Source organism: Gordonia sp. JH63, assembly GCF_009856645.1.
GTDB lineage: Bacteria > Actinomycetota > Actinomycetes > Mycobacteriales > Mycobacteriaceae > Gordonia > Gordonia hongkongensis.
This window is the reverse complement of record NZ_CP047235.1, coordinates 2,529,423-2,541,281: the sequence shown is the minus strand read 5'-3', so window position 1 is coordinate 2,541,281 and position 11,859 is coordinate 2,529,423. Positions and strand designations below refer to the sequence as shown.

The window sequence follows — 11,859 nt, the reverse complement described above, 5'->3', positions numbered from 1 at the left end:
TCCAGTCAGGGGACTTGATTCACAGCGATCAAGTGCATAGCCTTGAGTGATGTTCGTACTCACCGTCGACCAACGCGGAAGTCGCCGCGACATCGACCGGGTGGACGCCATCCTCACCGCTCTCGCAACGGTCCAGACCGTACGGGCCTTCGAACGTACCGCGGGCGACGAGATCCAGGGAGTCCTCGCCGATCCGGTGACGGCCGCCCGACTGGCCGTCGAACTCACCGCCGAGGGTCACTGGAGTGTCGGCATCGGCGCCGGACCGGTCGACGAGCCTCTCCCCCCGTCCACCCGGGCCGGGCGCGGGCCCGCCTTCGTCCACGCTCGCGACGCCGTCGAGGCCGCCAAGCGGCAGCGGGTCCCCCTCTGTGTCCGCGGCCCGGAGACTCGCTGGTCCCGTCACGCCCAGACGGCCGGCCGTCTCATCGCCGATGTGATCACCGCGCGCAGTGCCGCCGGCCGGGAGGCGGTGGAGCTGATGCGCCGCGGCCTCACCCAGGTCGAGGCCGCCGCCGAACTCGACATCACGCCACAGGCCATGAGTCAGCGGCTGCGGACCGCGGCGTGGGATCTGGAATCCGATTCCCTCGGCCTCGTCGCCGACGCGCTCGCCGAGGCCGACCGACACAGCCCGTCCGGAGGATCGGCATGACCACCGCAGCGATCACCCTTCTTCTCCTGACCGCGCTGGCGACGCCGACCTGGGCGCTCGCGACGCGGAAGAAGCGCAACCACGCGCCGGTGTCCGTCGTACGCAGACTCGACGTCATCGGAGCCGTCGTCCTGCTGGTCCTGGCCGGGGTGACCGCCGTCCTCGCCGCCGTGGCCGCGCCCGCCACGGGCTTCCTCGCCTCGGCCGTCCCGGTCGTCGCCGCGCTCGCGGCGGTCACCGGCGGCGGACCCGTGGTCCGGACGGTCCTCGTCGCCGGCGGGGTCGGCCAGCGCACGGGGCTCGGACCCGATCCGGAGGGGTCGCCGGATGACGGATCCGGGGACGACACCGACGCGCCCGACTCCCCGGCGCCCGCCCCGGCCGACCCGGCCGACCCAGCCGAAGCCGGGCCGTTGCGCGGCGGCCGGGTGATCGGATACCTCGAACGCCTCGCGGTCGTCACCACGTTGATGGCGGGGTGGCCCGAAGGCCTCGCGATCATCCTGGCCGTGAAAAGCCTCGCCCGCTACCCCGAGCTGCGCGCCCCGCATGCGGCCGAGCAGTTCATCATGGGCACCTTCGCCTCGGTGATGTGGGCGGTCGGCATGGCGGGCGTCGAGCACCTCATCCGCTGAGCCGTTCTCAGGTCGTGGGCTCGGCCGGCCCCGGCTCCTCGGGCTGTACGGGCTGGGACCACGCACCATCGGTGAGCTCGGCCGGCTCGGACCCCACCGGCGACGCATGGCGCGACGCGCGCGACGCACGAGCGGTGATCTCGGGCGCGACCGGGGTGCGGGCCACCGCCTCCGCCTCGGCGACGGCCTGGGCGACCTTGGGATCGGAGGCCATCGAGAACCAGTCCTCGGTCTCCGAGTCGTCGATCGGCGAGGGCGGCGAGTCGGCCGGCTCGTACCGGAACACGCCGTCGTCTCCCTGGACACCGAAGGATTTCGCGAAACCCTGGAGGGCCGAACCGAAGTCGGACGGCACCACCCACACCTTGCTGCCCTCGCCCTTGGCCATCTCGGGCAACTGCTGCAGATACTGGTAGGCCAGGAGTTCCGGGGTCGGCTTGGCCGCCTTGATCGCCGCGAAGGTCTTCTCGATCGCCTTCGCCTCACCCTGGGCGTTGAGGTACGACGCGGCGCGGTCGCCCTGCGCCCGCAGGATGCGCGACTGCCGATCCGCCTCGGCCGCAAGGATCGCGGCCTGCTTGGCACCCTCGGCGGCGAGGATCTGCGACTGCTTGTTTCCCTCGGCGGTCTTGATCGCCGACTCGCGCTGGCCCTCGGCCGAGAGGATCGTCGCCCGCTTCTCGCGGTCGGCCTTCATCTGCTTCTCCATCGACTCCTGGATCGACGGCGGCGGCATGATCGACTTCAGCTCGACGCGCGCGACCCGGAGGCCCCAGCGGCCGGTCGCCTCGTCGAGGACTCCGCGTAGCTGGCCGTTGATGGAATCGCGGGAGGTCAGGGTCTCCTCGAGCGTCATCCCGCCGACCACGTTGCGCAGCGTCGTGATCGTCAGCTGCTCGACGCCGGCGATGTAGTCGTCGATCTCGTACACGGCGGCGCGGGGATTGGTGACCTGGAAGTAGACGACGGTGTCGATGGACAGCGTCAGGTTGTCCTCGGTGATGACCGGCTGCGGCGGGAACGACACCACTCGTTCACGGACGTCGACGCGGGCGCGGATGCGGTCGATGAACGGCAACAGCAGGGTGAGCTGGCCGGACACGGTGCGGGTGTAGCGGCCCAGTCGCTCGATGACCGCGGCCTCCGCCTGCGGGATGAGGGCGACGGACTTGACCAGCATCACCACCACGAGCAACACGAGCAAAACGATGACGGTCAGGCCGAAGATCTCGTACTCCATGGTCACCTTCCAGCGTTGTCGTTCGGCGGTGTCGCGGCGGCACACTCAGGCGCGCCACACCACCGCGGTCGCGCCGTCGATCTCCACGACGGTCACGTGGGTTCCGGGTTCGAGCACCTGGGTCGGGTCCATCGTGCGGGCCGACCACACGTCGCCGCCGATCTTGACGCGTCCGTCACGGGCGTCGACCTGTTCGGTCACCACCGCCGGCCGACCCTCGAGCGCCTCGGTGTTCATCAGGACCGCCGGACGGTTCAGCATGTGCTTACGGGCGATCGGACGGACCGCAACCAGCAGCAGCACCGAGACGAGCGCGAAGACCAGCCCCTCGACCCACAGCGGCGTCTCGAACGCGAAATCGACACCGGCGGCCGCGAATGCGCCCCCGGCGAGCATGAGCAGGACGAGTTCGCCACCGAACATCTCCGCGACCACCAGGACGATCGCGGCCGCCAACCACAGCAGGGCGCTCATGGGTCCAGTCTGCCAGAGATGTCCGAACCGCCTTCGGCGCTCACGACGCGGGTGGGCCCCGGTGGGCGTCAGGCCGTGTGCGTCACCTGGGCTCTTCGGCCGCGGTCACGAAATCGATGAGTTCTTCCACCGACCGCAGCAGATCGACCTCGAGATCCCGGAAACTGCTCACCCCGCCCAACACCCGGCGCCAGCCGTCACGAGGGTCCCCCCAGCCGAGCTCGGCACACACCCCGGTCTTCCAGTCGGTGCCCCGCGGGATGTGCGGCCACGCCGGGATCTTCACCGACGCCGGCTTCACCGCCTCCCAGACGTCGATGTAGGGATGCCCGCACACGAGGACGTGCTCCCCGACCTCGGCGGTGAGTTGTGCTTCTTTGGAACCCGCCACCAGATGGTCGACGAGGACACCGGCCCGGCGATGCGGTGCCGGCTGGAATTCGTCGAGTGCCGCCTCGAGGTTGTCGAGGCCGTCGAGGCTGACGACGACCACGCCCTCCGCGCGGAGGTCGTCACCCCACACGCGCTCGAGGAGTGTCGCGTCGTGCACGCCCTCGACGAAGAGCCGGCTGGCGCGCGCGGTCCGCGCGCGGGCGCGAGGTGCGGCTCGCGATCCCGAAGCCGTCATGGCCGGCTGCTGCGGGCCCCTGGTGCGCGGCCGTACGAGCGTCACCGGCCGACCGTCGATGAGGAACGCGCCGGGGTGCATCAGGAACACCCGCGTCTGACCTCGCCGGTCCTCCAGCCGGACGAGATCGCCGGCGTAGCTCTTCTCGAGCCCGACGACCGCACCGCAGAAGCCGGTGGCGGCGTCCTCGACGACCAGATCGCGATCCGCGGCGACCTCCGCGGGACGCGGCTTCGCCCGACGGGGCTGGGAGAGCACATCGCGTCCGTAGCGGTCATCCATCGCACACCACCATCTCTCGATCGGTCATCTCGTGATCACGCCGCCGCGATGGACAGGTCGGGCGGCGCACACACCGTATGCCCCGCGGGCCCGCCCGCGGGGTTGCCACGCCCGGCTCCCACCGGCCTCGCCGGTATCCTGGCTTCTTGATGAAACGCAGCCGCCTGCTCTCCGCCACCGTCGCGTGGCCGACGTGCGCCCTCGGCGCGTGGTCGGCCGCCTGGATCACCGGCCGGTGCTCCCCCGACGACGTGATCGAAGCCCTGGCGGAATCCGCCGACCGGCACCTCCTGCACTGGCCCGACGGCGGGGTCGCCGGGGCCGAACAGAATTCGCCCGCAACGGGTTCGGCGAACGGGGTGCTCGATCTGCTCGCGCTGCTGCGACCCGCTCGACGCCTCGTCGTCCGCCTGCCCTCCACGGGTGATCCGCAGGGACTCCCACCGCATGTCGCGACGTCGGCCGCACTCGGCGCGGGCGAGGTGCTGCTCGTCGACGACGCGGCGGGCGCCGGCACGCTCGCGCTCGTACCGGAGTTCGCCGCCGACACCGCCGATCCACCGTTCGTCACGTGCACGTGGTCGGCCTACCGCTACGACGCGACCCTCGACCTCGGTCATCTCGTATCCGCGGGACCCAGTGCCGGTGATCTGGAATACGAGCTGCGGCAAGCAGTTCGAGAGGCGACCACGATCATCGGCGGGCTCGGCGGACGCCGGTCGGCCGACGCGAGCGACCTCCGTACGGAACTCGCGGCGCTCACCTCGAGGCATCGGGTCGCCCTGCCCCCGCACCTCCTCGACGCGCGCTCCACCCGCCTGATCGACACGGCGGCACAGGTCGAGGCGATCGTCGACCTCGCCGGAGCGCGCAATGTGGAGATCGGCGACAGTGCCGGACAATGGGATTCCGGCGACGCGACGCTCCGGGGCCTCCAGGCGCTGACGCGGACCGCACGGGCGGCGGCGGTCAATCACACGATCCTCGAGCTACTGCGACGCTAGGACCCGGGCCGCCACCGCCGGAAGGTCACTCCCGGAGCCGCGGCGGACGGTCGGACACGACGCCGTACAGATCGAGTCCGTTCCGCTGTTCGGTGGCGAACAACGTCGCCCCCCATTCGTGGACGAACCAGTCCCGCAGCCGAGCGGAGCCGGTCCAGGCGTACTACGGCCGGGCCGCAGAGACACAGAACCGTTCCACTTCGCGCATCATGCGAACGAGAGCGTCGCCACCACGAGCTTCGGGAACAATCGCCGCGATCCGCACATCGACGGCATCCGATGCCGGGGAGGGCAATTGTGGGCTGGTGAGGAACTCGATCAGCCGTTCGCGGAGTCCGGGAATGGCCGCGACCCGGACAAAATCAGCCGGGCCGAGCGGCGGTTCGCCGTCGGGCGACAATTCGACATCGTGGGGATGCCAGATCAGAATTCCGACGAGATGCTCGTTCTGGAAGGAACCCAATACGCAGCCGGCGTTGAGATAAGGCCGCACCAAGATCTCGGCCAACCATTCCCGCAGCGTGAGATCCGGGAGGTGGTCACCCAACACCCATCGATACAACGGAATGTCCTCGACCGCTCGTGCGAGTAGCTGCGTAGCAGGTCGGAGATCAACTGGGATGAGTAGTCGTTCCGCGGTCAACACTGTTGATACACGCGCACAAAGGAGAGATCACGCCGCTGTGGGCTACGTCGTCAACGCAGCCCACAGCGGAAACGGATCTCAGTTGACGGGCTCGCTGCTACCGTCCGCGGAGCCGGTGGAAAGTGTCTTCAGAATCGGTCCGAGGAAATCGATCTCGAGCCTCAGTGGTCCTTCTGCCATGGAAATTTCTCTCTCACGTTCGCACCCCGATTCAGATGCGCGTGCCACGAGAGTTTCATTTCGACTGAGGCGCAGATCACATTATGGACCGTTCCTATATCAAATCGTTATGAAGGCAAACAAAGCCAGTGAATCTACGCGCGGTCAGATGGCCTCGCCGCAGATCTAGGCCGCGCCGCGGGCACACAGCACCGGTCTCGACAGGTGCTGCCGTTGTCTCCGCATCCCATCGCCGACAGGTCGCCCAAGCCCCCGGCGTAGGCCTCCACGAATTCGCCGATCATCGAGATGAACCGCGGATCGGGACCCACGGTGTCGGCGCGGACATAGTCCAGGCCGAGGCGCTCGGCGACCTCCGCGGCCTCGTTGTCGAGATCCCAGATCACCTCGAGATGGTCGGAGATGAACCCGACCGGGTAGACGACCACCCGTCGAACACCCTCCGCGGCAAGGCTCTCCAGATGGTCACAGATGTCCGGCTCCAGCCACGGGATCTGCGGTGGACCCGACCGTGACTGCCAGACCTGATCGAAGTCGGCGACGCCGAGCTCGTCGGCGACCGCCTGCGACGCCGCCAGCACCTGGCGCGAGTACAGCTTCCCGCCGTCGGCCGCCGGACCCGACGCCTCATCGGCCGAGGTCGGGACCGAATGGGCGGTGAACACCAGCCGTGGCGGCTCCTCGCCGGGCCCGAGTGCGTCCAGAGCGCGGCTCACCGCGTCGGCCCCGGCCGCGACGAACGCCGGATGCGACCAGTACTGCGGGAGCTTGCGGAGCACCACCGCACCGTCGGGTTCGCGGCTCGTCGGTTCACGGTCGGCAAGCGCCGTCACCGCCCGGTCGATGTCCTCGTGATACTGCCGGCACCCCGAGTAGCCGCCCCACGCCGAGGTCGGGAACACGAGGATCCGGCGATGACCGGCGCGGTACATCTCGGCCAGGGTGTCCTCGACCATCGGGTGCCAGTTGCGGTTGCCGAAATACACCGGGAGGTCGACACCACGTCGGTCGAGCTCGGCACGCAGGGCATCGATCATCTCGAGGTTGAGCCGGTTGATCGGTGAGACGCCGCCGAAGTGCAGGTAGTGCTCGGCCACCGACTCGAGCCGTTCGCGCGGGATTCCCCGACCGCGAGTGACGTTCTCCAGGAACGGCATCACGTCCTCGGGCCCGTCCGGTCCGCCGAACGACAGGAACAGGACGGCATCGAACGGAGCGGGATCGACGGGCGCGGTGTCCCCCGGTGCTGGCGAACTCATGAGCCGGTGGTCATGCCCTCCGGGAACCAGGTGTTGTGGCTGGCGCCACCGTCGACGTAGACGATGGAACCGGTGGTCGCCGGCAGCCAGTCGCTGAGGAGCGCACACACCGACTTCGCGACGACGGTGGGATCGTCGACGTCCCAGCCGATCGGGGACGCGCCGTCCCAGTACTCGTTGAGCATGTTGAGCTGCTTGGCGTCATCGGTCGCGGTACCCGCGATCGCCTTCGCGGCCAGGGTCTTGATCGGGCCGGCGGCCACCAGGTTCGACCGGATGTTCTTCGCGTTGCCCACTTCGCGCGCCACGTACCGGTTCACCGACTCGAGCGCGGCCTTCGCCACACCCATCCAGTTGTAGTACGGCATCGCGGTGCGGGGATCGAAGTCCATGCCCACGATGGAGCCGCCCTCGTTCATGGCGGGGAGCACGGCGCGGGCGAGCGAGGCGTAGCTCCACGCCGAGATCTCGAAGGCCTTGGCGGCGTCGGGGCCCGGCCCCTCCAGGAACGGCTTGGCCTCGGGACCCATCAAGGTGCGCGGCGCGAAGGCGATCGAGTGCATGACGCCGTCGATGCCCTGCGGCGCCAGCTCGGCGAGCTTCCCGGCGAGCGCGCCGAGATCGCCCTCGTTGGTGACGTCGAGCCCGATGGCCGGCGGCACCTCCTTCGGCAACCGCTTGGCGATCCGGTCGATCAACCGGAGCCGTTCCGGGATGCCGGTGATGAGGACCGTGGCGCCCTGCTCCTGCGCCATGGCGGCGGCGTGGAAGGCGATCGACGCATCGGTGATGATGCCCGTGATGAGGACGGTCTTCCCGTCCAGGATTCCGCTCACGAAGATGTGCTCCTGAGTTCGACGTTGATTGACGTGCCTTACGACTGCGCTGTGCGGGTCAGTAGCCGTGCGACCGCGCTCGGCAGTTTCAGTGCCCCATGCCCATCCCGCCGTCGACGGGCAGGACCGCACCGGAGATGTAACCGCCCTCGTCGGAGGCGAGGAAGCTGATGGCCGCCGCGACGTCCTCGGGCTTGCCGGTTCGGCCGAGCGGGATCGCCTGCTTGGCCATCTCGATGTAGCGGTCCTCCATCGACGCGGTCATGTCCGTCTCGATGAACCCGGGCGCCACGACGTTCGCGGTGATGTTGCGCGAGCCGATCTCACGCGCAATCGAGCGCGCCATCCCGATCAGGCCCGCCTTCGAGGCCGCGTAGTTCACCTGGCCGGGGATGCCGGACATCGCGACCACCGAGCCGAGGAAGATCATCCGGCCCCACTTGGCGCGCTGCATCCCCTTGGTGGCGCGCTTGGCGCACCGGAACGCGCCGGTGAGGTTCGCGTCGAGGACCTTCTCGAAGGATTCCTCGGACAGTCGCATGAGGAGCATGTTCTCGGTGATCCCCGCGTTGGCGACGAGGATCTCCACGGGACCCTGATGCGCCTCGACCTCGGCGAAGGCGCGGTCGACCGACTCCGAGTCGGTGACATCGCACTTGACGCCGAACAGTCCGTCCGGGGCTCCGGAACCGCGGTGCGTCACCGCCACCCGGTGACCGTCGGCTGCCAGTCGCTGGGCCACGGCCAGGCCGATTCCGCGGTTGCCGCCGGTCACCAGGACCGAGCGGGAGGGATTCTGCGCTTCGTTGCTAGCTGCCGTCATGGGTGTTCAACTTATCCGTTCTCGTTGCGGGGGTGACACGCGGTCGGGGGGCGGGGCGCACGGCGGCACACCCCGGACACGTCCGCGTCAGGGCAGCCGGCGGTTGATGGCCAGCGCGGCGAACGCCGACACCAGCGCGAACAACGTACCGGCGACCAGCCACGGCTTCGAATTGTCCCCTCGACGGGTTTCGTAACCGATCTCGTCCTGGAGCTGCTCGTAGACCTTGTTCAACTCGTCGAGGCTGGCCGCGGTGAAGAAGTCGCCACCGGACAGGTTGGCGATCTTGCGCAGCGAGTCGTCGTCGACCGGCACCGGCACCCGGTCGCCCTCGAGTTCGACGGTGCCGGTCCGGGTACCGAAGGAGATCGTGGAGACCGGGATCTTCTCCTCCTTGGCCTTCCGGGCCGCGGTGAAGGCACCCCGCGGGTCGTCGGGGTCGTCCGGGACGGTCTCCTTACCATCGGAGAGCAGTACGATCCGCGCAGGTGGTGCGCCCTCGGTCCCGCCGAGCACCGCGTTCAACGTGCTGATCTGCTGCAGGGCCGCGAAGATGCCCTCCCCGGTTGCCGTCTTGTCGTCGAGCCGCAGTTTGTCCACCGCGACCTTGGTGGCGTTGTGATCCGGCGTCGGCGACACAAGGCTGGCGGCGGTACCGGCGAAGGAGATCAGTCCGAGGTTGATGCCCTCGGTCAGCTCGTCGGCGAACTTCTTCGCCGCCTCCTGCGCCGCGCGGATCCGCGACGGCGACACGTCGGTGGCGTTCATCGACCGCGACACGTCCATCACCAGGACGACGGTCGCCTTGTTGCGCGGCACCTTGCGATCGGCCTGCGGCCCGGACAGCGCGACCGTCAACAGGATCAGCGAGACGATCAGCAGTGCGATCGGCAGGTGCCGCAGACGACTACGGTCCGCGGGCGCGACCGACTTCAGCAGGTCCAGGTTCGCGAAGGTCAGCGCACGCTGCCGCCGCCGGCGCAGCATGTAGACGTACGCGGCGCCGAGCAGCGCCACGACCAGGAGCAGGAGCAACCACCAGGGACTGGACAGCATCGACCTACCCCACCCCCGCCGCGAGACCGCGGCGGCGTTGTGCGACGAACTTGACGGTGTCGGCGATCCACTCCCGATCCGTGCGCAACGTCAGGATCGCGCCGCCACAGCTGCGCAGAGTGCGGTGGACCCGCTGCTGGTGTGCGCGCGCCGCGGCCGCGAAGTCGCGCCGGAGGTCGTCGGTGATCGTCACGTCGTGGATCTCCCCGGACTCCGCGTCGGCCAGGGTGACCTCCCCGATCGCCGGGAGGTCGAGATCGCGGGGGTCGAGGACCTCGACCGCGAGGAGTTCGTGGTGTGCGCCGATGGCGCGCAGCGAGCGCTCCCAGTCGATCGGGCCGAGGAAGTCACTGATGACGACCGCGAGGCCGCGACGGCGCTGGGGCCGTCGGAGCGCCTCGATCCCCGCCTTCAGGTCACCCCGGACGCCGGGCGAGCTGCGTCGCGTGGTGGCGATGGTCTTGAGGAGGTTCTGGGCGTGCGCGCGCCCGGCACGGGCCGGTACCCGCACCACGTCGTCACCGGTCACCACCAGCGCGCCGTGCCGGTTGCCGCCGCCGGTCGTGAGGTGGACCAGAGCCGCGGCCGCGGCGACGGCCAGGTCGCGCTTGGTGCAGTCGACGGTGCCGAAGTCGAGGCTGGCCGAGGCGTCGACGACGAGCCAGGTCTCGAGTTCCCGGTCGGCGATCATCTGCCGGACATGCGGCTGGGTCGTGCGTGCGGTGACCGACCACTCCATCCGCCGGACGTCGTCGCCCGGCTGATAGGCCCGCGCCTCCCCCGGCTCCGAACCCGGTCCGGGGATCAGACCCAGGTGCTCGCCCTGGAGCACGCCGTCGAGTTTGCGCCGCACGGTGAGCTCGAGCATCTTCAGCGCCGCCGTCAGCTGCGCCTCGTCGAGCAGCCCGGCGCCGAGACGCGGTAGGTCCCGATTAGCCGCCATACTGAGGTGAATTCCGGTTCGCCGGGGCCGAATTCGGGTCCATCGGACCGGCGGACTGCGGGACCTGCTGTCCCGCATACCCATTCGGCCCGTGTCCGGGATTGGGCGCGTGCTGCTGTCCGGGCGGGTACTGCCCCTGCGGCACCGGTTGCGCGCCGACCTGCGGCAGTCCGACGGTCTGCAGGACGCGGGCGATGACCTGGTCGGCATCGATCTCGTCGGCCAGTGCGTCGTAGGACAGCACGAGGCGGTGCCGCAGCACGTCGGGCATGATCTCGACGACGTCCTGCGGGATCACGTAGTCGCGTCCGCGGACCAGCGCCAGGGCGCGGGCCGCGGCCACGATGCCCAGCGTCGCACGAGGCGACGCGCCGTAGGACAGCCACGACGCGACGTCGTTCAGGCCCAGCTCGGCCGGCCGGCGGGTGGCGTTGATGACCCGGACGACGTAGTCCACGAGCGCGTGATGGACGAAGACGTTCGCCGCGGTCCGCTGCAGGCGCAGCATCGCGGCGGGGTCGAGAACCTGGGAGGCGGTCGGCGGGACGTTGCCCATCCGATAGACGATCTCGCGCTCCTCCTCCACTGACGGGTAGTCGACGAGGACCTTGAACAGGAAGCGGTCCCGCTGCGCCTCGGGCAGCGGGTAGACACCCTCGTTCTCGATCGGGTTCTGCGTCGCCATGACCAGGAACGGATCCGGCATCGAGTACGTCTTGCCGCCGATCGAGACGTGCCGCTCGGCCATCACCTCGAGCAGTGCCGACTGCACCTTCGCGGGTGCGCGGTTGATCTCGTCGGCGAGCAGGAAGTTCGCGACCACCGGGCCGAGCTCGGTGTCGAACTCCTCGCGGCCCTGACGGTAGATACGCGTACCGATCAGGTCGGTGGGCACGAGGTCAGGGGTGAACTGCACTCGCGAGAACGACCCGCCGACGACGCGGGCGAACGTCTCGACAGCGAGCGTCTTCGCGACACCCGGCACGCCCTCGAGCAAGATGTGTCCGCGCGCGAGGAGACCGACGAGAATGCGCTCGACGAGCTGATCCTGGCCGACGATGACGCGCTTGACCTCGTAGATGGCCCGCTCGAGCAGGGCGACGTCGGCGTCGCTCAGCACCGAGCCGTCCGCTCCTGCCGCCGCGGGATCCCCCGTGGCCGCCTTGCCGAGGGAGTGCGATTCGGTCAACCCGTGCTC

13 protein-coding genes are annotated in these 11,859 nt (G+C 69.4%); 3 read left to right on the top strand and 10 right to left on the bottom strand.

The genetic code is table 11. The features are described 5' to 3' along the window. Positions 1 to 49 precede the first annotated feature (49 nt). Together GR168_RS11480 and GR168_RS11475 are read left to right on the top strand one after the other, a co-directional pair. The gene (locus GR168_RS11480) at positions 50 to 655 is read left to right on the top strand and encodes a hypothetical protein (protein ID WP_159370751.1); all 606 of its coding nucleotides are present in this window, start codon (positions 50 to 52) and stop codon (positions 653 to 655) included. Next, the gene (locus tag GR168_RS11475; RefSeq protein WP_159370750.1) at positions 652 to 1,290 is read left to right on the top strand and encodes a hypothetical protein; all 639 of its coding nucleotides are present in this window, start codon (positions 652 to 654) and stop codon (positions 1,288 to 1,290) included. The genes GR168_RS11480 and GR168_RS11475 overlap by 4 nt, the downstream gene beginning before the upstream one ends. A 7-nt stretch (positions 1,291 to 1,297) precedes the next feature. Here the strand turns inward: GR168_RS11475 and GR168_RS11470 are convergent, their stop codons facing one another. From GR168_RS11470 to GR168_RS11460, 3 genes are all read right to left on the bottom strand, one after another. Beyond that, positions 1,298 to 2,530, bottom strand: coding sequence for an SPFH domain-containing protein (locus GR168_RS11470; protein ID WP_065632229.1), 1,233 nt, complete (start codon positions 2,528 to 2,530; stop codon positions 1,298 to 1,300). Between the two features lie 45 nt (positions 2,531 to 2,575). After that, positions 2,576 to 3,004 carry an NfeD family protein gene (locus GR168_RS11465; RefSeq protein WP_065632182.1) on the bottom strand — a complete coding sequence of 143 codons (429 nt, stop codon included), beginning with the start codon at positions 3,002 to 3,004 and terminating at the stop codon, positions 2,576 to 2,578. Between the two features lie 82 nt (positions 3,005 to 3,086). Then, complete coding sequence (locus GR168_RS11460; protein ID WP_159370749.1) at positions 3,087 to 3,914, bottom strand: DUF3097 domain-containing protein; 828 nt, start codon at positions 3,912 to 3,914, stop codon at positions 3,087 to 3,089. Between the two features lie 149 nt (positions 3,915 to 4,063). On the opposite strand from GR168_RS11460, the gene GR168_RS11455 reads away from it, so the two are divergent. Beyond that, positions 4,064 to 4,918, top strand: a complete 855-nt coding sequence (locus GR168_RS11455; RefSeq protein ID WP_159370748.1) for a serine/threonine protein kinase — start codon at positions 4,064 to 4,066, stop codon at positions 4,916 to 4,918. A 163-nt stretch (positions 4,919 to 5,081) separates the two neighbouring features. On the opposite strand, the gene GR168_RS24250 is transcribed toward GR168_RS11455, so the two are convergent. From GR168_RS24250 to GR168_RS11420, 7 genes are all read right to left on the bottom strand, one after another. Beyond that, a complete protein-coding gene (locus GR168_RS24250) occupies positions 5,082 to 5,465 on the bottom strand; it encodes a hypothetical protein (RefSeq protein ID WP_343213056.1) in 384 nt (127 codons plus the stop codon). A gap of 413 nt (positions 5,466 to 5,878) precedes the next feature. Further along, the gene (locus GR168_RS11445) at positions 5,879 to 7,003 is read right to left on the bottom strand and encodes a ferrochelatase (protein ID WP_065632179.1); all 1,125 of its coding nucleotides are present in this window, start codon (positions 7,001 to 7,003) and stop codon (positions 5,879 to 5,881) included. After that, a complete protein-coding gene (gene inhA, locus GR168_RS11440; protein ID WP_065632178.1) occupies positions 7,000 to 7,839 on the bottom strand; it encodes an NADH-dependent enoyl-ACP reductase InhA in 840 nt (279 codons plus the stop codon). Before inhA ends, GR168_RS11445 begins: the two co-directional genes overlap by 4 nt. 88 nt (positions 7,840 to 7,927) lie before the next feature. Continuing rightward, positions 7,928 to 8,662, bottom strand: coding sequence for a 3-oxoacyl-ACP reductase FabG1 (fabG1, locus tag GR168_RS11435; RefSeq protein ID WP_065632177.1), 735 nt, complete (start codon positions 8,660 to 8,662; stop codon positions 7,928 to 7,930). 87 nt (positions 8,663 to 8,749) lie between these two features. Continuing rightward, positions 8,750 to 9,718, bottom strand: coding sequence for a VWA domain-containing protein (locus GR168_RS11430; RefSeq protein ID WP_068971571.1), 969 nt, complete (start codon positions 9,716 to 9,718; stop codon positions 8,750 to 8,752). A 4-nt stretch (positions 9,719 to 9,722) separates the two neighbouring features. Further along, positions 9,723 to 10,661 (bottom strand): DUF58 domain-containing protein, encoded by a 939-nt coding sequence (locus tag GR168_RS11425; RefSeq protein ID WP_058250392.1) that lies wholly within the window; start codon positions 10,659 to 10,661, stop codon positions 9,723 to 9,725. Then, complete coding sequence (locus GR168_RS11420) at positions 10,651 to 11,850, bottom strand: MoxR family ATPase (RefSeq protein ID WP_065632174.1); 1,200 nt, start codon at positions 11,848 to 11,850, stop codon at positions 10,651 to 10,653. Before GR168_RS11420 ends, GR168_RS11425 begins: the two co-directional genes overlap by 11 nt. Between the last annotated feature and the right edge of the window lie 9 nt (positions 11,851 to 11,859).